Annotated in this window: 24 protein-coding genes and 1 other RNA gene; 17 read left to right on the forward strand and 8 right to left on the reverse strand. The window is 34.8% G+C overall.

The genetic code is table 11. The features are described 5' to 3' along the window. Positions 1–21: 21 nt before the first annotated feature. From FNW17_RS06595 to FNW17_RS06620, 6 genes are all read left to right on the forward strand, one after another. Entirely contained in the window at positions 22–978 is a 957-nt protein-coding gene (locus FNW17_RS06595; RefSeq protein WP_144071215.1) for an MlaD family protein, read from the forward strand. A 13-nt stretch (positions 979–991) separates the two neighbouring features. After that, positions 992–2323, forward strand: coding sequence for a (Fe-S)-binding protein (locus tag FNW17_RS06600; protein ID WP_144071216.1), 1332 nt, complete (start codon positions 992–994; stop codon positions 2321–2323). A gap of 191 nt (positions 2324–2514) precedes the next feature. Continuing rightward, entirely contained in the window at positions 2515–3306 is a 792-nt protein-coding gene (locus tag FNW17_RS06605; RefSeq protein WP_143391879.1) for a (Fe-S)-binding protein, read from the forward strand. Between the two features lie 45 nt (positions 3307–3351). Beyond that, complete coding sequence (locus tag FNW17_RS06610; protein ID WP_143391880.1) at positions 3352–3834, forward strand: ABC transporter ATPase; 483 nt, start codon at positions 3352–3354, stop codon at positions 3832–3834. 99 nt (positions 3835–3933) lie between these two features. Further along, the gene (bshA, locus tag FNW17_RS06615; protein WP_143391881.1) at positions 3934–5067 is read left to right on the forward strand and encodes an N-acetyl-alpha-D-glucosaminyl L-malate synthase BshA; all 1134 of its coding nucleotides are present in this window, start codon (positions 3934–3936) and stop codon (positions 5065–5067) included. Continuing rightward, the gene (locus FNW17_RS06620) at positions 5064–5492 is read left to right on the forward strand and encodes a protease complex subunit PrcB family protein (RefSeq protein WP_143391882.1); all 429 of its coding nucleotides are present in this window, start codon (positions 5064–5066) and stop codon (positions 5490–5492) included. Before bshA ends, FNW17_RS06620 begins: the two co-directional genes overlap by 4 nt. Before the next feature lie 57 nt (positions 5493–5549). On the opposite strand, the gene FNW17_RS06625 is transcribed toward FNW17_RS06620, so the two are convergent. Next, positions 5550–6029, reverse strand: a complete 480-nt coding sequence (locus FNW17_RS06625; RefSeq protein ID WP_143391883.1) for a hypothetical protein — start codon at positions 6027–6029, stop codon at positions 5550–5552. 337 nt (positions 6030–6366) lie between these two features. Here FNW17_RS06625 and aroC point away from each other — a divergent pair, with 337 nt between their 5' ends. The 3 genes from aroC (at position 6367) to FNW17_RS06640 (ending at position 11167) form a co-directional block, all read left to right on the forward strand. Further along, the gene (gene aroC, locus FNW17_RS06630; RefSeq protein ID WP_143391884.1) at positions 6367–7431 is read left to right on the forward strand and encodes a chorismate synthase; all 1065 of its coding nucleotides are present in this window, start codon (positions 6367–6369) and stop codon (positions 7429–7431) included. A gap of 69 nt (positions 7432–7500) precedes the next feature. Next, positions 7501–8763 carry a dicarboxylate/amino acid:cation symporter gene (locus FNW17_RS06635; protein ID WP_143391885.1) on the forward strand — a complete coding sequence of 421 codons (1263 nt, stop codon included), beginning with the start codon at positions 7501–7503 and terminating at the stop codon, positions 8761–8763. Between the two features lie 187 nt (positions 8764–8950). Next, positions 8951–11167 (forward strand): response regulator, encoded by a 2217-nt coding sequence (locus tag FNW17_RS06640; RefSeq protein WP_144071217.1) that lies wholly within the window; start codon positions 8951–8953, stop codon positions 11165–11167. 44 nt (positions 11168–11211) lie between these two features. Here the strand turns inward: FNW17_RS06640 and FNW17_RS06645 are convergent, their stop codons facing one another. Together FNW17_RS06645 and FNW17_RS06650 are read right to left on the reverse strand one after the other, a co-directional pair. Continuing rightward, a complete protein-coding gene (locus FNW17_RS06645; RefSeq protein WP_143391887.1) occupies positions 11212–12471 on the reverse strand; it encodes a DEAD/DEAH box helicase in 1260 nt (419 codons plus the stop codon). Between the two features lie 117 nt (positions 12472–12588). Beyond that, a complete protein-coding gene (locus FNW17_RS06650) occupies positions 12589–13632 on the reverse strand; it encodes a formimidoylglutamase (protein WP_144071218.1) in 1044 nt (347 codons plus the stop codon). Between the two features lie 109 nt (positions 13633–13741). Here FNW17_RS06650 and FNW17_RS06655 point away from each other — a divergent pair, with 109 nt between their 5' ends. Then, positions 13742–14623 (forward strand): hypothetical protein, encoded by an 882-nt coding sequence (locus FNW17_RS06655; RefSeq protein WP_143391889.1) that lies wholly within the window; start codon positions 13742–13744, stop codon positions 14621–14623. A gap of 48 nt (positions 14624–14671) precedes the next feature. On the opposite strand, the gene hutI is transcribed toward FNW17_RS06655, so the two are convergent. Together hutI and FNW17_RS06665 are read right to left on the reverse strand one after the other, a co-directional pair. Next, positions 14672–15913, reverse strand: a complete 1242-nt coding sequence (gene hutI, locus FNW17_RS06660) for an imidazolonepropionase (protein WP_144071219.1) — start codon at positions 15911–15913, stop codon at positions 14672–14674. A gap of 96 nt (positions 15914–16009) precedes the next feature. Then, positions 16010–17065, reverse strand: coding sequence for a glutaminyl-peptide cyclotransferase (locus tag FNW17_RS06665; RefSeq protein WP_144071220.1), 1056 nt, complete (start codon positions 17063–17065; stop codon positions 16010–16012). Positions 17066–17152: 87 nt separating this feature from the next. Here FNW17_RS06665 and ffs point away from each other — a divergent pair. From ffs to FNW17_RS06700, 7 genes are all read left to right on the forward strand, one after another. After that, positions 17153–17250: signal recognition particle sRNA small type (gene ffs / locus FNW17_RS06670), an RNA gene on the forward strand. Between the two features lie 109 nt (positions 17251–17359). Further along, entirely contained in the window at positions 17360–18163 is an 804-nt protein-coding gene (locus FNW17_RS06675; protein WP_144071221.1) for an SDR family oxidoreductase, read from the forward strand. A gap of 40 nt (positions 18164–18203) precedes the next feature. Continuing rightward, positions 18204–18860: a fructose-6-phosphate aldolase gene (gene fsa / locus FNW17_RS06680; protein ID WP_143391893.1), complete on the forward strand. Its 657-nt coding sequence runs from the start codon at positions 18204–18206 to the stop codon at positions 18858–18860. Between the two features lie 236 nt (positions 18861–19096). Beyond that, positions 19097–19342 (forward strand): 4Fe-4S dicluster domain-containing protein, encoded by a 246-nt coding sequence (locus FNW17_RS06685; protein ID WP_143391894.1) that lies wholly within the window; start codon positions 19097–19099, stop codon positions 19340–19342. Between the two features lie 2 nt (positions 19343–19344). Further along, entirely contained in the window at positions 19345–20469 is a 1125-nt protein-coding gene (locus FNW17_RS06690) for a 3-methyl-2-oxobutanoate dehydrogenase subunit VorB (RefSeq protein WP_218043794.1), read from the forward strand. Next, positions 20423–21199 (forward strand): thiamine pyrophosphate-dependent enzyme, encoded by a 777-nt coding sequence (locus FNW17_RS06695; RefSeq protein WP_143391896.1) that lies wholly within the window; start codon positions 20423–20425, stop codon positions 21197–21199. The genes FNW17_RS06690 and FNW17_RS06695 overlap by 47 nt, the downstream gene beginning before the upstream one ends. Positions 21200–21202: 3 nt before the next feature. Continuing rightward, on the forward strand, positions 21203–21772 hold the full coding sequence (locus FNW17_RS06700) for a 2-oxoacid:acceptor oxidoreductase family protein (RefSeq protein WP_143391897.1): 570 nt from the start codon (positions 21203–21205) through the stop codon (positions 21770–21772). A 115-nt stretch (positions 21773–21887) separates the two neighbouring features. Here FNW17_RS06700 and FNW17_RS06705 read toward each other — a convergent pair whose 3' ends face one another. Genes FNW17_RS06705 through FNW17_RS06715 form a run of 3 tightly spaced genes read right to left on the reverse strand, consistent with a single transcriptional unit; the run spans position 21888 to position 25956 of the window. Continuing rightward, on the reverse strand, positions 21888–22358 hold the full coding sequence (locus tag FNW17_RS06705; RefSeq protein WP_143391898.1) for an NADH-quinone oxidoreductase subunit NuoE family protein: 471 nt from the start codon (positions 22356–22358) through the stop codon (positions 21888–21890). 32 nt (positions 22359–22390) lie between these two features. Further along, positions 22391–24166 (reverse strand): NADH-dependent [FeFe] hydrogenase, group A6, encoded by a 1776-nt coding sequence (locus FNW17_RS06710; RefSeq protein WP_144071222.1) that lies wholly within the window; start codon positions 24164–24166, stop codon positions 22391–22393. 17 nt (positions 24167–24183) lie between these two features. Continuing rightward, complete coding sequence (locus tag FNW17_RS06715) at positions 24184–25956, reverse strand: NADH-quinone oxidoreductase subunit NuoF (protein ID WP_144071223.1); 1773 nt, start codon at positions 25954–25956, stop codon at positions 24184–24186. Positions 25957–26086: the final 130 nt, after the last annotated feature.

The raw sequence follows: 26086 nt of genomic DNA on the forward strand, positions 1-26086 counted from the left end.
ATTTGTCTAAAATTTTACACTTTGAAATTATCACGAGAAATTAAAACTGCCATACTTGTCATCTCGACAATTTTACTATTTATTTGGGGATATAGTTATCTGAAAGGCAGAGACCTTTTAGATAAATACCGAACATTTTATGTGCAATATGACAATGTTGAAGGTTTATCTCCATCAGCATCCGTCACTATAAATGGTTTGATTGTGGGAAAAGTAACTAAAATTACTTTAGATAAAAGCACAGGAAAGCTAATGGTTCAACTGCAACTTAAAACAGATTTTCCTATTTCTAAAACTAGCACAGCGGTGATTTACAAACCTGGTTTTATAGATGGGAAACAAATTGCGATTCACCCTAATCTTGCCGACAAATCAGAAAGTGCCGAAGGACAAATTTTAGTTGGATTGTCTGAATTAGATTTAACCGAAGCCCTGAAAAAACAATTGGTTCCACTTCAGGCAAAATTCGAGAAAGTGTTGCTCAATGCCGATAATTTATTAACAGGAATTAACAATGTTTTAGACAACAAAGGACAGCAAGATTTAAAGAATAGTTTAGCGGAATTGAGTAAAACTATGGAACAATTTCACAAAGCTTCTTCGAGTATCAATACAATTCTTGACGACAATAAAGGACAAATAAACGGTGTTGTGACCAACCTGAATAAAGTTTCAAGTAATTTTTCTAAAATATCAGACTCTTTAGACAAAGCCGATTTAGGAAAAACGGTGGCCAATTTGCAAAGTACTTTGGAAAAAGTAGATAAAATGATGGCAAATCTTCAAGAAGGCAAAGGATCTATGGGGAAACTTATCAATGATGAAGGGTTGTATAATAATTTAGAAAAAACTTCAAAAGAACTAGAATTATTATTAGAGGACGTAAGACTTCACCCAACACGTTATGTAAACGTATCCGTCTTCGGAAAGAAAAACAAACCTTATGTTGCTCCAGTAAACGATACAGTTTCCAAATAAAAAACGTGTAATTATGGGTTATTTAGATTCTATTTTATTTGCAATTCTATTAATTATAGGATTTGGTTATTTTTTTATTAATATAAAAAAAATCACCAGAAATATAAACTTGGGTACTCCCATAAATCGTAAAGACAATCCCAAAGCCCGTTCGAAAAATATGGCGATGATTGCCCTTGGACAATCCAAAATGGTTAAAAGACCAGTTGCGGGAATTCTTCACATTATTGTTTACGCAGGGTTTATCATCATCAATATCGAATTATTAGAAATTATTATCGACGGATTATTTGGAACCCATAGAGTTTTCGCCTTTTTGGGAACGTTCTACAATATATTGATTGCTTCTTTCGAAATATTAGCTTTGTTGGTTTTAGTTGCAGTATTTGCTTTTTGGATCAGAAGAAATAGCATTAAATTAAAACGATTTATCCATAAAGATTTAAACGGTTTCCCCAAAAAAGACGCCAATTACATACTCTATTTCGAAGTAGTTTTAATGTCATTATTTCTGCTAATGAACGCTTCCGATTTGCATTTACAAAACATTCCAGGAGGTTTTTCGCATTTTATCAAGGCAGGTTCTTTTCCTGTAAGTCAATTTATTCAACCTTTATTCAATGGCGTTTCCAGCGAATTGGTGATGCTACTCAACGAATTATTTTGGTGGTTGCATATTATAGGGATTTTGATATTTATGAATTATTTGTATTATTCAAAACACCTTCATATTCTATTGGCTTTCCCAAACACCTATTTTGCAGATTTAAATGCAAAAGGACAACTCTCCAATTTAGAATCTGTAACTAACGAAGTAAAATTGATGATGGATCCAAATGCCGATCCATACGCCACACCAGTTGTTGACGCGAATGTGGTGCCGAGTAAATTTGGAGCTAGTGATATTCAGGATTTGAATTGGGTTCAATTACTGAACGCTTATACGTGTACCGAATGCGGTCGTTGCACATCGTCTTGTCCAGCGAATCTTACAGGCAAAAAATTATCGCCGCGTAAAATTATGATGGATACGAGAGACAGAATCGAAGAAGTTGGAAAAAATATCGATGCCAATAAAGGAATTTTCGTTCCCGACAATAAATCATTATTAAACGATTACATCACACCCGAAGAATTATGGGCGTGTACATCCTGTAATGCTTGCGTTGAAGAATGTCCTGTGAATATCAGTCCCCTCTCAATTATTATCGATTTACGACGTTATTTGGTTATGGAGCAAAGCGCAGCGCCAAACTCATTAAACACAATGATGACCAATATCGAAAACAACGGTGCGCCTTGGCAATACAATCAGCAAGATAGATTGAATTGGAAAAATGAATAGAATAATTTGGGCGTGACCCTCCGTAAAAACTACGGGTCGGGCTATACGTTCCCGCTTTTTTTGTGAGGCAGAAAAAGCCTCACAAAAAAGAGCTCCACTGCTATCCCTCACGCGGAGAGGAAATAAATAAATAAAACAAAACGGTTTCAACTTTCAGATTTTCAAAACTTGAAACCCTTAAACCTTTATATATGTCAGAAGTCTTAATAGTACCAACAATGGCCGAAATGCTATCTCAAGGTAAACAACCCGAAGTATTGTTTTGGGTAGGTTGTGCAGGAAGTTTTGATGATAGAGCCAAAAAAATCACAAAGGCATTTGTCCGAATTTTGAATCGTGCCAATGTTTCCTTTGCCGTTCTCGGAACCGAAGAAAGTTGTTCTGGCGATCCCGCCAAAAGAGCTGGAAACGAGTTTTTGTTTCAAATGCAAGCAATGACCAATATTGAAGTTTTGAATGGCTACGAAATAAAAAAAATCGTGACGGCTTGTCCGCATTGTTTCAACACTTTAAAAAATGAATACCCAGAATTAGGCGGAAAATATGAAGTTTTGCATCATACAGAGTTTTTAAAATCTTTGTTAGACGATGGAAGATTAACTATCGAAGGAGGACAATTCAAAGGAAAAAGAATCACATTTCACGATCCTTGCTATTTAGGAAGAGCCAATAATGTCTATGAAGCTCCCAGAGATTTAATCAAAAAACTTGATGTTGAACTAGTCGAAATGAAACGTTCTCGTGCCAACGGTTTATGCTGTGGAGCAGGAGGAGCTCAAATGTTTAAAGATGCAGAACCTGGAAACAAAGAAATCAACATCGAAAGAACCGAAGATGCTCTTGAAACTAAACCCGATATTATTGCCGCAGGTTGTCCTTTTTGCAATACAATGATGACTGACGGAATCAAAAACAAAGAAAAAGAAGGTCAAGTAAAAATAATGGATATTGCAGAACTAATCGCCAATGCCCAAGATTTGTAAATTAATTTAAAATTAAAAAACCTGAAATCTAAAATCTAAAATCAAATGCTAATTCCTTTCGAAAATTTACCATTAGAATCCAAAATCTGGATTTACCAGTCCAACAGAAAATTTTCGGATGCAGAATTTTCCGAAATAGAAGCTGACGTAATTTCCTTTCTTGAAAAATGGGAAGCGCACAGCGTTGGTCTTGAATGTTCCTATCAACTGAAGTACAATCGATTTATAATTATTGCCGTAAATCAGGAAGTACAAGCAGCGACTGGTTGTTCTATCGATTCTTCGGTTCAGTTTATTCAAAAATTAGAGCAAAAATACAATGTAGATTTGCTCGATAAAATGAATGTTACTTTCAAAAATGGCGAACACATTGCACACAAAACCTTAATCGATTTCAAGAAAATGGCCAAAGAAAAAGCCGTTACCGAAAACACCATCGTTTTCAATAATCTCGTAAACAATATCGAAGAATATAACGAATCTTGGGAAGTTCCAGCTATGGATAGTTGGCACAGTCGTTTTTTCTAGTATAAATTTCTAGTATAAGGTTCGAAAGCCTTAGCAAGTATTCATAATTTCAATTTGGGAAATACTAATTTATTAAGTTCTTCTCATCAAAATATACACATGAAAATAGCAATTGTTTGTTATCCAACTTTTGGCGGAAGTGGTGTTGTCGCCACCGAATTAGGACTTGAGTTGGCTCGTCGTGGTCACGAAATTCATTTTATTACCTACAGTCAACCTGTTCGTTTAGCACTACTAAATCCTAATGTGTATTACCACGAAGTGAACGTTCCGGAATATCCATTGTTTCATTTTCAACCGTATGAATTGGCTTTGTCAAGCAAATTAGTCGATATGGTGAAGCTTTATAAAATTGAATTATTACACGTTCATTATGCCATCCCGCACGCTTACGCTGGGTATATGGCAAAGCAAATGCTCAAAGATGAAGGTATAAATCTCCCAATGGTTACCACGCTTCATGGAACGGATATTACCTTGGTTGGTAATCATCCTTTTTATAAAACTGCAGTAACTTTTAGTATCAATAAATCCGATTTTGTGACTTCAGTTTCGCAAAGTTTGAAAGAGGATACCCTTAAATTATTTAATATTAAGAACGATATTCAAGTGATTCCCAATTTTATCGAATTGGATAAAAACACTATTGATCCTAGTATTTCTTGCCGTAGATCGGTTATGGCCAATGAAAACGAAAGGATAATTACACACATTAGTAATTTTAGAAAAGTAAAGCGAATACCGGATATTATTAAAATATTTTATAAAATTCAACAACAAATTCCTGCCAAATTGATGATGGTTGGTGATGGACCTGAGAAAGAAAAAGCAGAGTTTTTATGTCACGAATTAGGTATTCAAGACAAAGTGATTTTCTTTGGAAACAGTAATGAAATCGATAAAATATTGAGTTACACCGATTTATTTTTGCTGCCTTCGGAAACAGAAAGTTTTGGACTTGCTGCTCTCGAAGCAATGGCGTGGAGTGTTCCCGTAATTTCGACTAATTCTGGAGGTTTACCTGAAGTAAATTTTGATGGAATTTCAGGTTATTTGAGTGATATCGGTAATACTGATGAAATGGCCGAAAACGCACTGAAAATATTGAATGATACAACTACGTTAAATAAATTCAAAAAAAATGCGTTATCTGTTGCAAAGCAATTTGATATCGAAAAAATTCTGCCTTTGTATGAAGAGCTTTATCATAAGGCTATAAATAAATTTTCATGAAAAAAATAGGTTTAATTTTTCTCACTTTAATTTTAGTTTCTTGTGGAGCTTCGTCAACAAAAACTTCGGTTGCGAATTCTTTGTATGAGGTCTTAACTCAACAATCAGACGGAGGAGCAAGCATTCGTTTTTATGAGATTTTATCTGAGGAAAACGAAATCGTCATGTTGCAAAATGACGAAAAATTAAAAAACAAAATTAAGCCAACCGACATTCAAACTTCTAATTTTATAGTTTTGAATATGGGCGAAAAAACATCAGGTGGATATAAAATTGGGATTGAAAGTGCTGTCGAAACTGATAAAAATATAATTATTACGATTAACGAAATTGCACCAGAATCGGGTTCAATAGTTACACAAGAAATTACAACTCCCTATTGTGTGGTGAGAATAAATTCTAAAAAAGAAATTATTATAAAATAAAAAATCCCACTCTAAATTAATGGAGTAGGATTTATAAATTTTAAAAGACTAATTAGATTAGAATTGGTACCGAATTCCTAATGCGATATCTGAACTATAATTATCTCCGTAGTAATTAACAGCACCTATTTCAGGTCTGAAATCTAATGAAAGTAAAATAGGCACTTCTTTGAAACCATACTCTATTCCAATATCTCCAGCGGCAAAAACGAAAGTTCCGTTGTCATTGTTATTGTTATAGCTCCAACTCCCAATACCTCCACCAACTCCAGCATACCAATTGAATCCTCCGTCAATATTCCATACCCACTGGTATATACCCGCTAGTTTGAAGCCATCAACGTTGTCATTATTTCTCCAACCCAAATCTAATTCCAAACGATTGTTATCTGATAAGCCTCTTTGATAAGAAACTTCTCCACCAAAACCGTTATTGTCTCCTAAACGTAATCCTAATGCATTTTTTGAAATGTCTTGAGCCTGTGTGGTAAATGCTAATCCGATTAGCATGATAGCCGATAAAATAATTCTTTTCATAATTGATTTTTTATTTTTTACAAAGTTAAAACTAAGATTTTACAAAAAAATTATATAAACATAAAAAAAAATCATATTTATTACTTAAAAATGTTCATTTTACAGCTTTTTTGTTTGGTAAGATTTGTTCTCAAAAAAGGGAGTATCAGGATTTTACACTTTTACCAATAATAGATTCAATTTTGTGAAGTTCTTATTATTCAAGAAGTTAAATTGTAGCTTTTTAACTTTAAAATTCAAATTTGTACTAACGGTTTTTAAAAAGTTTATCCTGAAATCAAGGGATAAACTTTTGAACTTTGAACTAAAATATTATATTTGTTCAAAACTAATTATAATGGCAGGAAATAGCTACGGAACCCTATTTAGAATAACAACTTTTGGAGAATCTCACGGAGAAGCCTTAGGTGGAATAATTGACGGATGCCCGTCAGGAATTGTATTAGATTTGGAGGCAATTCAAATTGAAATGTCTCGAAGAAAACCTGGTCAATCCGCTATTGTTACCCAACGAAAAGAGCCAGATGATGTACAATTCTTATCCGGAATTTTCGAAGGAAAAACTACAGGAACTCCTATTGGATTTATCATCCCGAATACCAATCAAAAATCGGATGATTATTCGCATATAAAAGACAATTACAGACCTAGTCACGCCGATTATGTGTACGAAAAAAAATATGGCGTTCGCGATTATCGCGGCGGAGGAAGAAGTTCTGCTCGTGAAACAGCCAGTAGAGTAGTAGCAGGAGCGATTGCAAAACAAATGTTGCCAGAAATAAAAATCAATGCTTATGTTTCTTCGGTTGGTCCACTATTTCTCGAAAAACCGTATCAAGATTTAGATTTTTCTAAAATAGAAAGCAATCCTGTACGTTGTCCAGATGAAAAAATGGCTGCGGAAATGGAAGAATACATTCGTGTGATAAAAAAACAAGGCGACACCGTTGGAGGTACTGTAACTTGTGTGATTCAAAATGTTCCAATTGGTTTAGGGGAACCTGTTTTCGATAAATTGCACGCCGAATTGGGCAAAGCCATGCTCTCGATAAATGCCGTAAAAGGATTCGAATTTGGTAGCGGTTTCTGTGGAGCAAAAATGAAAGGAAGTGAACACAATGATTTATACAATCCAGATGGAACTACCAGAACCAATCTCTCGGGCGGAATTCAAGGTGGAATCAGCAACGGAATGGATATTTATTTTCGAGTAGCTTTCAAACCAGTGGCAACTATCATGCAAAAGCAAGAATCTTTAGACAATCAAGGAAATATTACAGAAATGCAAGGTAAAGGTCGTCACGATCCTTGTGTTGTTCCCCGTGCAGTTCCAATTGTCGAAGCAATGGCTGCCATTGTTCTTGCCGATTTTTATTTGATAAACAAAACATATTTCAAATAGTTTTGGTGTTTTGTTTGTAATGTTCAGTGCGAACTGCAAACAGAATACAGCAAACTAAACCTAAAAATAATGACCAAAACCGAAACCAAAAAAACTTCTTTTTTAGGAAATCTTACTGTTCAAATTGTTATTGCAATGCTTTTAGGAGCATTTTTAGGCATTTATGTCCATAATAATTATGATGTGACTTTTGCCAAAGAATTTAGTGATAAGATAAAAATATTAGCTACAGTTTTTATTCGCTTAGTGCAAATGATAATTGCAGTATTGGTATTCAGTACATTAGTACCTGGTATTGCTAAGTTAGGTGATATTAAAACCGTTGGTAGAGTGGGAGGAAAAGCATTAGGTTGGTTTTTTAGTGCATCTTTTATTTCACTTTTGATAGGTTTATTTTGGGTCAACGTTTTGAAACCTGGAGTTGGACTTAATTTGTCCAATATCGATTTATCTACCGCTGCGGAAGTAACAGGAAATACGCAGAGTTTTTCTACACAAAATTTTATCGAACATATTATTCCCAAAAGTATTGTTGAAGCAATGGCGAATAATGAAATTATTCAAATTGTAATTTTCTCTATCTTTTTCGGTTTAGCTGCTGCTTCAATTGGTAATTATGCAAAACCTGTAATACATGCCATAGAAGTATTATCGCATATTGTACTAAAAATGGTAAATTATGTAATGAAATTTGCTCCAATGGGCGTTTTCGGGGCGATTGCAGGTGTTTTTGCTGTCAAGGATCTAAACGAATTAGTGTTTACTTATATCAAGTTTTTCGCATCATTTTTAGTAGGAATTAGTTCTTTATGGGTTTTTCTTTTAGCAGTTGGATTTATTTTTCTAGGAAAAAGAATGAAAACTTTATTAAATCATATTGTTGGTCCGCTGATTATTGCCTTTAGTACAACCAGTAGCGAAGCAGTTTTTCCAAAGTTGACGGAGGAATTAGAACGCTTTGGAATAAAAGATAAAATCGTAGCTTTTATGTTGCCTTTGGGATATTCATTCAATTTAGATGGCAGTATGATGTATATGACTTTTGCTAGTTTATTTATCGCACAAGCCTATGGAATCGATTTAGATATGGGAACTCAAATGACAATGCTTTTAGTTTTAATGCTTACAAGTAAAGGAATTGCAGGAGTTCCTAGGGCAAGTTTAGTTATTGTAGCGGCTACTTGCGGAATGTTTAAAATTCCAATTGAAGGTATCGCTTTGATTCTTCCAATAGACCATTTCTGTGATATGTTTAGAAGTGCAACCAATGTTTTAGGAAATGCTTTAGCAACATCTGTAGTCGGAAAATGGGAGGGTGAAGATTCTGTTTAGGAAAATTTAATTCAATATAAATAGCAAATACCCGTTCGATTATTCGAGCGGGTTTTTTTGTGAACATCCTTTTTATTTTTAATTTATATTTTGAATCTTTGTATATTAAGGAATAACTTTTAAAAACCTTATGTCATATAGTTTAATATAAATTTATAATGTATATTTGAAATGTTTTTAATTAATCATGCCTCAAATCCGCCTTTTTTTATTATTAATATTACTTACTACACTGAACTCTTTCAGTACTATTTCATTTGCACAAACTAAAACTCCTTCTAAACTTGAAATACGAAATACTGTAAAACGTGCAGTAAAATATTTGAATTCAGAAAAATTTGAAAAATCGCTAGAAACAGCAAGATTGAGTTTGAATAATGCTACAATCATTAAGGATGATTATTTTATTGCAGTATCTTATAATATTATCGCGGCTAATTTTGATGCATTATCTGAGTTTGACAAAGCTATATTCTTTTATAAAAAAGGGTTAACTTATGCTAATAAAACCAAAAATGATACCATCAAAAATTATTTAAATAATAATTTGGGTAATGTGTATTGCTTTGAAAAAAAAGAGTATCAAAAAGGAATCAATTATTACAAAAAGTCCTTAGAATACAGTCAAAAAGTGTCTGATACTACCCAAATTGTTTTCACCAAACTAAATATAGCTTGGGCTTACTTTGATATTGGTCAATATGAAAATGGATTACCCTATTTACAGTATATAAATAAATACCATGCGAAATTTGGAGATGAAACGACAATAGTTATTTTCAATATGCTAAATGGTATATATAGCAATCACATTGGTGCTGATAAAACTGCCGAATCGTATTTTTTGACTGCTATAAGTCTTGGAAAAAAATTTGGTGAAAAGAATGATTTAGCCTTTTCTAACCAAGAATATTCTAAGTTTTTATTAAAAAAAGGAGATTATAAAAAAGCTTATGAAAGCTTAGTGATTTATCATAAAATCACAGAGGAAATTTATAGCGAAGGATTGCTGAAAAAAGCCAATGTTGCGGGAATTAATCTCGAATTGGACGAATATAAAAGAGAAATTGATAGAATTGAAACAGAAAATGTATTACAAGCGCAAAGTTTAAAAAAATCGCGCATCATAGTAGTCTTATTTGTAATGGTATTTTTGGTTTTATTAATGTTGTTGTATTCGCTCTATAAAAATTATAATTTTAAGAAAAAGGCAAATTACGACCTTACACTTTCCAATGCAGAATTGTTAATTGCTAAAGATAAAGCCGAGGAAGGATCTCGTGCAAAAACACAATTTGTATCGACTATTAGCCACGAACTTAGAACTCCGTTGTATGGCGTTATTGGAATTACCAATTTGTTATTAGATGAGCATAAAGAACTCGCAAAAAGTCCTCATTTGAATTCGCTGAAATTTTCGGCTCGTTATTTATTGTCACTTGTTAATGATATTTTACAAATAAATAAAATTGAAGAAAACAGAATAATTCTCGAAATTTTAACCTTCAATCTTTCGGATGAAATTAAATTAGTAAAAAATGCCCTTTCTTTTATTTCACAAAGTCATAAAAATAAAATTAGTGTCAAAATAGATTCAGCAATTCCAGAATATCTTATTGGAGACAAATTGCGATTGGCTCAAATACTTATGAATCTCGTAAGTAACGCATTGAAATTTACCAAAAACGGGGAAGTAATTATTAGTGCGGATTTAGTTAAAGTAGAAAATAATTTGCATCATATTGAGTTTCAAATTTCTGATAATGGAGTTGGAATTGAGGCCGCTGACCAAGATAAAATTTTTGATAAATTTGTGCAACTAGGAAGAAACGATACTGATTATCAGGGAACTGGTCTTGGTTTGTCTATAGTAAAACGATTGTTAGGACTCTTCAATAGTGAAATTTCGCTCGAAAGTCAAGTAGGTGTCGGAACTACATTTATTTTTACAATAGCATTTGAATATGATCCTGAAAAAACAAACGAAATAATCAATAATATTAATGTTGATTTAAGTTCAGGACAAATATTTAAGGTTTTAGTAGTAGAAGATAACAAAATCAATCAGACCATTACCAAGAAAATAATCGAAAAAAACAATTGCAGTTGCTTTATTGTTGATGATGGATTTCAAGCTTTGGATGTGCTAGAAAAAGATGTTTTTGATGTTATTTTAATGGATATAAATATGCCTCTAATAAGTGGTTTTGAAACTACCAGAAAAATTCGTCTCAAAGGCATTCAAACTCCTATTATTGCTTTGACGGCTTTCGCCAAAGACGAAATTACCGAAGAAGCATTAGATGCTGGAATGAATGATATTATCATAAAACCATTTGAGTCAATAAAGTTATTTCAGGTGATTAATAATCAAATTATAAAAGCAAAAAACGCCGTCTTGTGACAGCGTTTTTTTTGCTTTTTGATTGTTCAGAAGTTAAATGCGAATTAATACCACCGTTTTTTATTTTGTTTAGATGCGTCTGATTTTCTTGATTTGTGAGCGCCACCACTTCGGTTGGAGTTTTTTGGTTTTGTAGATCCTCCTGGAGCTGTTTCAGGACTTCCAGAATGCCAAGGATAGGGATGATCACTTATTGTTTTTACATCTACTTTGATTAGTTTTTGAATGTCTTTCCAATATTGATGTTCGTCTTTACTGCAAAAGGAAATCGCAATTCCTTCATTTCCAGCACGACCAGTTCTTCCAATTCTGTGCACATAAGTTTCTGGAATATTAGGCAAATCAAAATTGATTACATAAGGCAATTGGTCAATATCAATACCACGAGCGGCAATATCAGTAGCCACAAGAACGCCAATTTCTTTCTTTTTGAAAGCATCTAAAACGCGTTGTCTGGCATTTTGCGATTTGTCTCCATGAATGGCTTCGGCAGCAATATTATTTTTTCGCAAAGCTTTCACCACATTATCCGCGCCGTGTTTGGTTCTTGAAAAAACTAAAACATCCGATAAGTTTTGATTTTTGATTAAATGATACAACAAGTTTCTTTTTTCGGTTTTTTCGACAAAATAAACGTGCTGTTCAACATTTTCGGCAGTGGAGGAAACGGGAGAAACTTCTATTTTTTCGGGGTCTTTCAAGAACATTTCGGCCAATTCTCGTATAGCCATTGGCATTGTCGCTGAGAATAACAAAGTTTGTCTGTTTTTTGGCGTAAGCTTTACAATTTTCTTGACATCGTTTATAAATCCCATATCTAGCATTTGGTCGGCTTCGTCAAGGACTAAAGTATGCAAATGATCTAAATCGATGAAACCTTGTTTGTGCAAATCAAGCAACCTTCCCGGTGTTGCCACCAAAACATCCACTCCTTTGCGAAGTGCATCTACTTGAGGAACTTGAGAAACACCACCAAAAATGGTCAGTTGCACTAAATTGGTATATTTGCCATAGGTGTCAAAACTTTGCCCAATTTGAACCGCTAATTCTCGGGTAGGAGTAACTATTAGAGACCGAATCTCTTTGGCTTTTTTTGATGAGCCTACAATTCGGTGCAATTGATGTATAATTGGAATGGCAAATGCTGCTGTTTTTCCTGTTCCTGTTTGTGCGCAACCTATTAAGTCTCTTCCTGCTAAAACTAGTGGAATAGATTTTTCTTGGATGGGTGTGGGTTGTGTATAGCCTTCTTCAAATACGGCTTTTTGAATACTTTTTGAAAGTGATAAATCTTCGAATAACATATTTTTTGTATTAAATATCTAGAAATTTTTACTTAGATTATTTTCGCAAATATAGGTTTATTATTTTTGATGGAAATTAATTCAAAAATTCCGAAGATTTATTAAGAGGTTTTAGACTTATAAAACCTCAATACTATTGTTCGATTTTATAAAATCGGTAACCAAATAGCCAATGAGTTTACCAATTAAATGATTGTTTTTTTCATAACATAAATCAGGTGCGCCTTCGCAAATATGAAGATAAGCAGCATTTTTATTTTTCGCGAAGAATGTAATAAACTGTCGAAGTTCTTCAATAGAAAAACCGCTTAACGTCATTGCACTACTGGCAATATTTGGAATAGCATCTAAATCGACTTCAACTCCATAAAAATCAGTTTGAATAAATTGAGATGCCAAAATGAGTTCGTGATTGAAGTCTTTTTCCTTTCGAATATTGATGCTGTCGTAAGTAGTATATCGCACTCGATCTTCAATTTTTTTGATAATATCCAGGACACTTTTGGAGGTGTAATTTTCGTGTAAGCCAAAAATAAAATACTTTTTAAGAAAGCCTTCTTCAAAAGCATATGAGAAACCATTTCCGCTATGGCGTCCTTCGAGAATTCTAAAATCAGAATGGGCGTCAAAATTAACAGCATTGATGGGTTTTCCTTTGGCAAGCGCCGTTCCTTTAATATTTCCATAGGAATTATTGTGACCGCCACCAATAATAATTGGAATTTTTCCTGCTTTTACGATATTAAAAATGATATGCGAAACATCTTTATCAATTATTTCAACAAGCTGACTCAATTTTGATCGATCGTCAATATCATTAAAATCTAAATGTTCTACTTCTTTCATCTCTTCACAGACATTCAATCGTCCTAAAACTAATATTTGGCTGCCTTTACAGAAACGATTGTGTTGAATGTTTGCAATACTAGCTATGGCACATTCCCAAGCGGATGCTGCTCCGGGTCTTCCAAAATTGGCTCTAACCCCAATGTCTTCTGGAATTCCGAACAACACATATTTTGCTTCACAGGTTTTTAAAAACTCAATAATATCGATTCCTTTCGGAATAGTTAACATCTTTTCCCCAAATTTTATTTCGCCACTACGGTGGTTGGTAACTTTTGCAAGATCATTAATCGTGAACGGTATCAGTTTTTCCATATAAATTTAAATCCCCAAATATAATATAAATGTTTAAAATCCGTTATCAAGTCAAATTATATTATTAAATTTGTTTAATTATTAATTTCTACCACAAAAAGAAAACAAAATGGAAGATCAACAAAACAATTCGAATTCAAGTCTAAAGATTATTATCGGTATTTTAGCAATTCTATTAATAGGAAGTTTATTTTATATCTACAAGATTTCATCTGATGCTAAACAAGTGCAAACTGAATTAAAATCTACTATGACTGAAAAAGAATCAGTTATGAAAGATTTGCAAGAATTAAAAGCAACTTATGATGCTGCAATTGCCGAAAACACTTCAATGTCAGAAGAATTGATTATAGAAAGAGACAAAGTAGTTAATTTGATGAATGACATTGACAAATCTAAAGGAGATGTGTCAAAATTCAGATCTCAATTTCAGAAATTAGAAAACAATATGAAGGTTCTAATGGCTGAAAATGAAAGCTTGAAAAAACAAAATACAACACTAACTGTACAACGTGATAGTACTGTTGTTGTATTAGGAGAATCCAAAAAATACAATGAAGTTTTGGTAGGGCAAAATGAAGAGTTGTCGAAAACTGTCGAAAAAGGTTCTAAATTGTCTGTATTGAATATGCAAACTGCTGCCTACAAAATTAAAAGCTCAGGAAAGCAAATTGCTACAGATAAAGCGGGTAGAGCGGATGTTCTAAAAATCAGCTTCACTATTGCCGAAAATCAAATAGCAAAATCGGGAGATAAAGAATATTATGTTCAAGTTATCGACAGCAAAAACAATGTACTTGGCGACAAACAAACCGTGAGTTTTGATGAAAAATCATTAACTTATAGTTTTATTTCTAAAGTGAAATACGAAAATAAAACAGTTCAAGTTTCTGAAGATTTACCTGGAAAAGATTTTGCAAAAGGAACTTACTTTGTAAATGTTTTCGACAAAAGCGAATTAGTTTCTAAAACGAGTTTCACTTTGAAATAATAGTTTCAAGATTTCAATTTAAAGAGGAGCATTTTTGTTCCTCTTTTTTTATGCAAAAATTTTCCCTTCAATAATTACAGAATCAATCAGGTTACTGCCATAAGCATAAGGCAATTGATAATAGGAGGAAATGGGTTTAGTGATAATAAGATTGGCTTTTTTGCCAATGGTGATACTTCCGTGGGTTTCAGAAATCCCCATCGCATAAGCTCCATTTATCGTTGCGGCGTTTATAGCTTCTTCTGGAGTCATTTTCATTTGGATACAAGCTGTAGAAACCACAAAATTCATATTTCCGGAGGGAGTTGTACCGGGATTAAAATCGGTAGCGATTGCCAATGGTAGTCCTTTTGCCATCATTTCACGAGCAGGAGTATACGGAATTCTCAAGAAAAAGGAGCAAGATGGCAAAGCTACCGGCATAGTTTCGCAATTTATTAAGGCTTCAATATCTTCGGGATTCATAATTTCTAGATGATCTACAGACAGCGCTTTGTATTTAATTCCAGCTTGAATTCCGCCAATAGAGTTGAATTGATTCACATGAATTTTTGGTTTTAAACCAAAACGAATTCCAGCTTCCATAATTTGTTCCGTTTCTTCAACGGTAAAATACCCTTTTTCGCAAAATACATCTATAAAGTCAGCCAAATTAGTTGCGGCGATTTCAGGAAGCATTTTGTTGACTATCAAATTGATATAGCCTTTTCGATTCTCTGTATATTCTAAAGGAAAAGCGTGAGCGCCCAGAAAAGTAGCTTTTATGGTTATGGGATAGTTTTGGGACAATTGATTGATTACCCGAAGCATTTTCAATTCTCCCTCGACAGTAAGGCCGTAACCCGATTTTATTTCGACCGCACCCGTTCCCAATCGCATAACTTCTTCCAGTCGAACTTTCGATTGGTTGTAAATTTCTTCTTCGGAAGTTTCGTTGAGTATTTTGGCCGAATTTAATATTCCACCACCACGCTTGGCGATTTCCTCATAGGAAAGTCCGTTGATTCTATCGACAAATTCTCGCTCCCGATTGCCAGCATACACAATATGAGTATGGGAGTCACACCAACTTGGAAGCACTATTTTTCCATCAACATCAATACATTTTTCAGGGTTTATGTCTTCAGGTAAATCATCCATCGAACCAAAATCGGCTATCAAATCATTTTCGATTACCAAATAAGCATTTTTAATGGATGGAAGAATCGCCATTTCCGCACCAGAAACTTTCAAAATCGAGGTATCTCGAACTTGAAGTAATTTCTGAATGTTGATGAGTAGCGTTTTCATTTAGTAGAATTGTGATTATCTAAAAAAATTACCGCAAATTCGCAAATTATGATTTTAATTTTCGGTTTTTTAATTTGCGAATTTGCAGTTTTATAATTATTCTGAAATGGTGATTTCGAACATTTTGTCCCACTGTTTACCAGTTATAAAAATGGTTTTAGTTTTGGGGTTATAGGCAATTCCGTTGAGTACTTCGGCTTGTGGGAATTGTATGGATTTTCTTAAAGCTGAAAAATCCAAAATTCCTTCAACAGTACCATTTTCAGGGTTTACCACAGCGATAAGATCTTTTTGCCAAACATTGGCATATATTTTCCCATTGATCCATTCAAGCTCATTTATTTTGGGAATTTTATAATCACCGGAATACACATTGACATAATCAATCATTTTTTGGGTATCTGGGTTCATTTTCCAAATTTTCTCTGTTCCATCCGATTGATAAATGTTTTTCCCGTCATTGGTCATTCCCCAACCCTCGATATCCCTATCGTAAGTAAACGTTTTTTCGAGTTTCCAACTATTGGCATTATAGATAAAACCTGTTTTGTTTTGCCAAGTCAGTTGAAATATTTTGTTGTTGACAAAGGTTATTCCTTCGCCAAAATAAATTGAGTCAAGATTTTTTTGCTTGTATATTTCTCCAGTTTTATAATTGTATTTCCTTAAATACGATTTACAATCATTTCCTGATCCCGTACTTTCATACAAGGTATCTTTGTAAAACTCTAAACCTTCGGTAAATGAGGCAGTATCGTGCGGATAGGTATTTACAATAGTATATTTTAATGCTTTAGGTGTTACATTCGAAACCAATTCAATTCGTGTTGTAGCCACAGAATTTTCGCCTTCAAAATAGACAATTGCTTTCAGGTTTTGATAGCCTAATCTTTGGTTTTTTAATTCGAAAGTAAGTTTTTCAAGTCCTTTTATGGAACCAATTTTCAAATCGTTATTATAGTATTCAACACTATCAACGGTTTTTGTATTTGGATTCAATACCCCCAGTTTTAACTCCTCTTGTGACTGATATTGTGCTGAAAATTTCGAATCATCGAAAGTAAATATAGAATTTTCACCTTTTTTTTTACTCCCACAATTCGACAAAGTGATTCCTAATAAAATGATAAATAGGAAGTTATAATTTTTCATAAATTTTATTTTTGATGATGCAATATACAACGATATTTTATAGATGCAAAGTCCTTGCAAAAATATAAAAAGAGTGTATCTTTGCAACGGCAAGTCCTACACGACCAGCTCCTGCAAAATCCCCCAGGATGGGAACATAGCAAGGGTACGTGGTTGAGCGGTGCGATGTAGGTCGCTTGCCATTTTTTATTTTAAGCAATCTTTTTTTATATTATAGTCTTCCTTAGGGAAGATTTTTTTATTTTTGGACACGTTAAGTCCTCCACCTCCTAAATCTAAAATCTAAAATCTAAAATGAATAAAGTAGTTCTAATCACAGGCGGTTCTTCGGGAATAGGAAAATCTATAGGCGAATTTTTGCACCACAAAGGATTTGTTGTTTACGGAACGAGCCGATATCCAGAACGAGTTATGAACTCAGTTTTTCCTTTAATTTCTTTAGATGTTCAAAATGTAGATTCCATTCAAGCGGCTGTTGCCAAAATCCTGGCTACTACAGGACGACTCGATATTGTTATTAATAACGCTGGTGTAGGGATTACAGGACCTTTAGAAGAAATTCCGACAACTGAAATTCGGAATAATTTCGAGACCAATTTCTTTGGTCCCATCGAAGTAATGAAAGCAGTTTTGCCACAAATGCGTTCTCAAAAATCTGGACTGATTATCAATATCACTTCCATTGCGGGGTATATGGGTTTGCCCTATCGAAGTGTATATTCGGCTTCGAAAGGAGCTTTAGAATTGATTACCGAAGCCTTGCGAATGGAAGTCAAATCTATGGGAATTCAGATTACCAATGTGGCTCCAGGCGATTTTGCTACGAATATTGCTTCGGGGCGTTTTCATGCACCTTTACTGAAGAATTCGGCTTACGAAATCCCCTATGGAAACACCTTGAAATTGATGGACGAACACGTAGATAGCGGCAGTAATCCCAATGAAATGGCCGAAGCAGTTTATAAAATTATTCAGAATCCAAACCCACGAATTCATTATAAAGTAGGTGCTTTTATGCAGAAATTTTCGATTGTTTTAAAACGAATTTTGCCTGATAAAGTATATGAAAAGATGCTGATGAATCATTATAAATTGTAATTTTGCACCTGATTTTAAACACACAATTAAATAAATACATATGAAATTTTTTATTGACACGGCAAATTTGGCCCAAATTAAGGAAGCACAGGCATTAGGCGTTTTAGATGGTGTAACTACCAATCCATCTTTGATGGCAAAGGAAGGTATTACCGGAAAAAACAATATTTTGAAACATTATGTTGACATCTGCAACCTTGTAGATGGTGATGTAAGTGCCGAGGTAAACGCTTTGGATTTTGAAGGAATGGTAAGAGAGGGAGAAGAATTGGTTGATTTACACGAACAAATTGTTGTGAAATTACCAATGACCAAAGAGGGTGTTATGGCTGCCAAATATTTTTCGGATAAAGGGGTAAAAACAAATGTAACATTGGTTTTCTCCGCAGGTCAGGCTTTATTAGCTGCCAAAGCGGGTGCTACTTATGTTTCGCCATTTATTGGCCGTTTAGATGATATTTCTACTGATGGTTTGGCCTTGATTGAAGAAATTAGATTGATTTATGACAATTACGGTTACGAAACGCAAATTCTTGCGGCTTCGGTTCGTCATACAATGCACATTGTAAACTGTGCCAAAATTGGTGCCGATGTAATTACTGGACCACTTTCTGCGATTTCAGGCTTATTGAAACACCCATTAACGGATATTGGATTGGCACAATTTATTGCCGATTTCGAAAAAGGAAATAAATAGAACTTTTTAAAAATGGAAAAAATTGTATTATTAATTCCTGAATAAAGATATTGTTTTATTAAAAATTACAACCCACTGAATCCTAACTTCAGTGGGTTTTTTATTGCCATTTTTTGTCAAATTTCTAACATTGAAACCTGCTAAATATGATAATTATCATTTTTATTGCAATAGACAAGTCGTAATTTTGAGAATAATAAAATTATGACACTATAATCATATATAAATTTATTGAAATGGCAAAAGTAAGAGGAGCTATAGTTGTAGATACTCAAGTATGCAAAGGCTGCGAAGTGTGTATTCCTGTTTGTCAGGAAAACGTGATTGGCATGTCAAATGACATCAACAGAAAAGGCTACCATTATGCCTATATGAAAAACCCCGATGCTTGCAACGGATGTACAAATTGTGGGACAGTTTGTCCCGACAGAGCCATTACAGTTTATAGAGTGAAAGTTGCTACAGAACCATTAAAACATTAATGATGTCAGAATTAAAATTGATGAAAGGGAACGAAGCATTGGCCGAAGCCGCTATTAGGGAAGGAGTTGATGCTTATTTTGGTTACCCAATTACTCCACAAACAGAAATTATTGAATACTTAATGACTGAACGTCCTGAAAAACGAACAGGAATGGTTGTTCTTCAAGCCGAAAGCGAAATAGCAGCCATCAACATGGTTTATGGTGCAGCAAGTACTGGTAAAAAAGCGCTGACCTCCTCATCAAGTCCTGGTATTTCTTTGAAATTAGAAGGAATTTCTTATTTGGCTGGCGCCGAATTGCCTGCTGTAATCGTAAATGTAGTTCGTGGTGGCCCTGGTTTAGGAACGATTCAACCCTCGCAAGCCGATTATTTTCAATCGGTGAAAGGAGGAGGGCACGGCGATTATAAATTATATGTTTTAGCACCAGCATCGGTTCAGGAAATGGCTGATTTTGTTGAAGATGCTTTTGATATTGCATTCAAATATCGTGCACCAGTTTTGATTCTTTCCGATGGATTAATAGGTCAAATGATGGAAAAAGTAATTCTAAAAGACCAAAAACCTAGATTGACAGATGCCGAATTAATCGAAAAATATGGAGATTGGGCAATTACTGGTAAAAAAGGAAGAGAACGCAATATTATTACGTCTCTCGATTTGCAATCCGAAAAAATGGAAGCTAGAGTCCATCGATTGCAAAAGAAATATGCGCAAATGGAGAAAGAAGATTTGCGTTTTGAAAAAATAAACTGTGAAGATGCTGAATACCTTTTAGTAGCTTACGGTTCAAGTGCTAGAATTTCACAAAAAGCGGTTGAATTGGCTAGAGCCAAAGGAATCAAATTGGGTTTGTTAAGACCAATAACATTATTTCCTTTTCCAAAACAAGCACTATTAGAATTGGCCGATCAAGTCAAAGGAATTTTAAGTGTGGAATTAAATGCGGGTCAAATGGTAGAAGATGTCAGACTTTCTGTGGAGCATAAAGTACCCGTAGAACACTTTGGAAGAACCGGAGGAATTATCCACACACCAGAAGAAATTGTAGCAGCCTTAGAACAAAAAATAATCAACAATGGAAGTTTTAGACATCATAAAACCAGAGAATCAAGTATTCTGTAAGTCACATTTAATGACGGATACGCCTTTGTCGTATTGTCCTGGTTGTGGTCACGGAACGGCGAATAATTTAATTATGGAAGTCATTGATGAAATGGGAATTTCAGAGGATACTATAGGTGTTGCGCCAGTTGGTTGTTCTGTTTTGGCTTATGATTTTATGAATATCGATATGACCCAAGCCGCTCACGGACGTGCTCCTGCTGTGGCAACAGCGATTGTTAGAACTTGGCCAGAAAAATATGTTTTTACCTATCAAGGTGATGGAGATTTGGCCGCCATTGGAACAGCCGAAACGATTCACGCTTGTAATAGAGGCGAAAATATAGTCATCTTTTTTATCAATAATGGTATTTATGGAATGACTGGCGGACAAATGGCACCAACGACTTTAGAAGGAATGAAATCTTCGACTTCGCCTTATGGAAGAGAAATAGCTACGATGGGTTCGCCTTTAAAAATAACGGAGTTAATTGCAAATCTTCCGGGAGTTTATTCGGTAAGTCGTCACGCACTTCATACTCATAAACACGTTCGAAAAGCAAAAATAGCGATTAGACGAGCCTTTGAAAATACCCGATTGAAAAAAGGGCTTTCCTTTATCGAAATTCTTTCCAATTGTAATTCGGGTTGGAAAATGACTCCTAATGATGCCAATGATTGGATGGTTGAAAATATGTTTCCTTACTTTCCTCTAGGAGACATAAAAGTAGAAAATAAATTAAAAGTATAAATCATGACTGAAGAAATAATTATCGCAGGTTTTGGTGGGCAAGGAGTGCTCTCAATGGGAAAAATTTTAGCCTATTCAGGAATAATGCAAGACCAAGAAGTGAGTTGGTTACCCTCATATGGACCCGAAATGCGAGGCGGAACAGCAAATGTTACCGTAATTTTGAGTGACGAAAGAATTAGTTCGCCTTACTTAAAAATTGTAGATACTGCTATCATTTTGAACCAACAATCGATGGATAAATTTGAGGAATCTGTAAAACCGGGTGGAATTTTAATTTATGATCCAAACGGAATTACCCATCATCCCACAAGAAGCGACATCAAAATTTTCCAAATTGAAGGCACAAAATTAGCTACCGAAATGGGTAATAAAAAAATCTTCAATATGGTAATTTTAGGAGGGTTTTTAAAAGAAAAACCCGTAATAAAAATAGAAAATGTGATTGAAGGCTTGAAAAAGTCCATCTCTGAACGCTATCATCATTTAATTCCTTTAAATCTAGAAGCGATTACAATGGGAATGAAAAATATAGTCCCTTATAAAGTTGCTGAACCTGTTTTGCAACATTAATATAGTAGTATTAAAAATCATTTTGAATTAGTAACCCATTGATTTTTTTAACAAGACCTTTGAAGTTTTTTATTATTTCAAAGGTCTTGATGTTTAATTTTTTATGGTTTATTTGTCATTGATATTCATCCAGAATTTCCTTTACACTATCGAGCGTAACCCGCCCGTACACTTTATCGCCTATTAAAACTACTGGTGCTAATCCGCAGGCACCAATACATCTGAGACTGCTCAAAGAGAATTTTTCGTCTGCAGTAGTCTCTCCAATATTGATGTCTAGTAATGTTTTAAACTCGTCGATTATTTTTTCAGCACCTCTTACATAACAAGCGGTTCCTTTGCAAATATTTACAGGGTGTTTTCCTTTTGGAATCATGGTGAAAAAAGAATAAAAAGAGACCACGCCATACACTTGAGCTAAGGAAGTTTGTAGGTTTTCGGCAATAATTTCTTGAACATCTTCGGGTAAATAGCCAAAAGTGTTTTGCGTTTGGTGGAGTACATTGATTAATTCTCCTTTATCGCAATTATATTCTTTGCAAATTGCTTCTATTTTGGCGACATTACTTTCGCATATTGTCATCATTTCTTTACTATTTTAATTATCGAATGCTAAAATTAATCTTTGGTAATTTCCACGTGAGTACTTCGGTCAAAATAATGAGTGTGAAGTAATTGATGTGCTTTTTCACTCATTGGTCTTTCTAAAAACTCAGTGTACAACTTTTGAATAGAAGGATTTTCGTGAGATTTTCGAATGACTTTCGCTTTATCTGCAGCATACAGTGCTTTTTGTCTTGCCAATAAAATATTAGAATCTCCGTGATGCAAAGGCTGACCTCCGCCACCAATACATCCGCCGGGACAAGCCATAATTTCGATAGCATGATATTGTGATTTTCCTTCTCTGATTTCCTGTAGCAGTTTGCGGGCATTTCCTAAACCATGGGCAATTCCAATTTTGATTGGCGTTCCATTAAAATCAATGGTCGATTCTCTAATCCAATCCATTCCTCTGAGTTGTTTGAAATCGACTTTATCTAGTTTTTGCTTTGTAAAAGTTTCATAAGCCGTTCTTACAGCAGCTTCAATTACACCTCCTGTTGTGCCAAATATGACCCCAGCACCTGATGATTCTCCCATTGGATGGTCAAATTCTAAAGGTATTAAACTATCAAAATCAATACTGGCTTGTTTGATTAATCGGCTTAATTCTCTGGTTGATAAAACGTAATCTACATCGGGATTACCATTAGTTTTAAACTCATCTCGGCTGCATTCGTATTTTTTTGCCAAGCAAGGCATGATAGAAACTACGACCATATTTTCTCGTTTGATGCCTAATTTATCTGCAAAATAAGTTTTGGCAATCGCACCAAACATTTGTTGAGGGGAACGAGCTGTTGAAGGAATATCTTTCATTTCAGGAAACTGATGCTCAAAGAAATTGACACAAGCCGGACAACAAGAAGTTAATAAAGGTAATTTTACCGTAGTATCCCCATTGATGTATCTTGTCAGTCTGTCGAGAAGTTCCGTTGCTTCTTCCATAATGGTAAGGTCAGCCGCAAAGTCAGTATCAAAAACATAATCAAATCCCATATCTTTCAGAGCTGCTGTCATTTTTCCGGTAACGATTGTGCCAGGTTCGTATCCAAATTCTTCTCCTAATGCAACTCTGACAGCCGGAGCTGTTTGCACAACTACAGTTTTGGTTGGGTCTGCCAATGCTCTAATTACTAAATTAGTATGGTCGACTTCGGTCAAAGCGGCCGTTGGACAAACCGCTACACATTGGCCACAATAGGTACAAACACTGTCTTCTAAATTCATTTGAAAAGCCGGAGCAACAACCGACATAAATCCCCTGTTAATGGCTGATAAAGCGCCAACAGTTTGAACATCATTACACATTGTCAAGCATCTTCGGCAACCAATACATTTGTCCATATCTCTTTTGATGGCTGGCGAAGTATCTTTGATATAATGCGATTGTTCTCCTTTGTAGTGAATCTCACGAATACCCATTTGTTGCGCCATACTTTGAAGATCGCAATCTCCATTTTTGGCACAAATCAAGCAATCAGTGGGATGGTCGCTGAGGATAAGTTCTAATATGGTTTTTCGGCTGTTTAATACTCTGATGGTTTGGTTTTTTATTTCCATTCCGGGCAGGCATTCCGTTGCACAAGCGAGAGCTAAATTTTTGCGACCTACGACTTCTACTACACAAATTCGACAACCAGTTGGATTGTGAGTCGTGTTTAAATCGTGTAAGTGCATATAACACAAGGTTGGAATATTAATTCCCACACTTTTGGCAGCATCCAAAATTGTAGTTCCTTTTTCAACCTGAAAATTTTTATTGTCGATTTTTATGCTAATGGTATCCATAAAATTGTAGTATAGAATTAATTTAAGTGAACTGCATGAAACTTGCATTTTTCCATACAAACTCCACATTTCGTACAAAGTTCCTGATTGATTATATGGAGTTTCTTTTTCTCACCCGAAATAGCGCCAACAGGACATTTTCTGGCGCAAACCAGACAACCAATACAATTTTCCTCGCTGATATAATAAAGCATAAACGATTTACATTGACCACTCGGACAACGATGTTCAGCAACGTGGGCGTAATATTCGTCATAGAAATTGGCCATTGTAGAAAGAATTGGATTTGGAGAAGTTTGCCCCAATCCGCACAAAGATGTGTCTTTGACCACAACGCTTAAATTGCGAAGCAAATCCAAATCTTCCATTGTTCCTTTACCATCACATAATTTGGTGAGCATTTCGTGCAATCGTTTATTGCCAATTCGGCAAGGGGCACATTTACCACAGGATTCTTCCACAATAAATTCCAAATAAAAACGAGCCATCGAAACCATACAATCGTCTTCGTCCATAACAATCATACCGCCAGAACCCATCATAGAACCTGCGGCGGTAAGTGAATCAAAATCTATAGGTAAATCCAAATGTTTTTCTGTCAAACATCCGCCTGAAGGTCCTCCGGTTTGCACTGCTTTGAATTTTTTTCCGTTAACAATTCCGCCTCCAATATCATAGATTATTTCTCTAAGAGTGATTCCCATTGGAACTTCAATCAAACCTACATTATTGATTTTTCCTGCCAAAGCGAAAACTTTTGTTCCCTTGGATTTTTCTGTTCCAATACTGGCATACCAATCGGCTCCTTTGTTGATAATAGCGGGAATATTCGCAAAAGTTTCTACATTATTGACATTGGTTGGTTTTTTTAAATATCCTGAGACACTGGGAAATGGTGGTTTTAAAGTAGGTTCGCCAAGGAATCCTTCCATCGAATGAATCAGGGCGGTTTCTTCGCCGCATATAAATGCTCCTGCTCCATATTTTATAGTGATGGTAAATTCAAAACCAGTTCCGAAGATATTTTTACCTAGTAATCCATATTCTTTGGCTTGATTTATAGCTATTTTTAATCTTTTGACAGCCAATGGATATTCGGCTCTAACATATATAATTCCTTTGTTGGCACCAATACAATAACCACAAATTGCCATTGCTTCAAGGACAGAGTGTGGGTCGCCTTCAAGTACGGAACGATCCATAAAAGCTCCCGGATCGCCTTCGTCGGCATTGCAAACTACATATTTTTGGTCGGAAACACTTTTGCTAGTAATTTCCCATTTTAAACCTGTTGGAAAACCACCGCCACCTCGACCTCGAAGTCCGCTTTTTATGACTTCTTGAGTTACTTCTTCTGGAGTATATTTGGATAAACATTTTGCCAAAGCATCGTAACCGTCTTTTTCAATATAATCTTTGATTTCTTCAGGGTCGATAAAACCACAATTGCGGAGTGCGATTCTGTATTGTTTTATTGGAGCAACACCATTTCCGTTTTCTTTATCAAAAACAAGCCGTTCTACAATTCTTTCGTTCAACAAATGTTCAATAATGATGTCGTCAATGTCTGATTTGGTGACTTTTGAATATTCCACATTGTCGGGATACACAATGATATTTGGACCAATGGAACATTTATTGGAGCAAACCGATTGCACGACTTTGATTCCGTCCTCAAGGTTGTATTCTTTTAATTTGAAATTGATAAAAGCTACTAAATCAGCATCTGACGCTTGCTGGCAAGAACTACCGTTGCATACCAATAAATTTTTCCTGTACCTATTACTCATTTTGAAATTATTTTGAGTTTGTATTATGCTTTTTATTTAAACACATAGATGCATAGTTTGAAGTGTTTTAATAAGTCATTTCATTTTGAAATAGTGAACATAGCTCTGTGTAAACCAAGAATTGGTCTAT

Origin of the sequence: Flavobacterium franklandianum, from assembly GCF_007097365.1 — a bacterium.
Taxonomy (GTDB): Bacteria; Bacteroidota; Bacteroidia; order Flavobacteriales; family Flavobacteriaceae; genus Flavobacterium; species Flavobacterium franklandianum.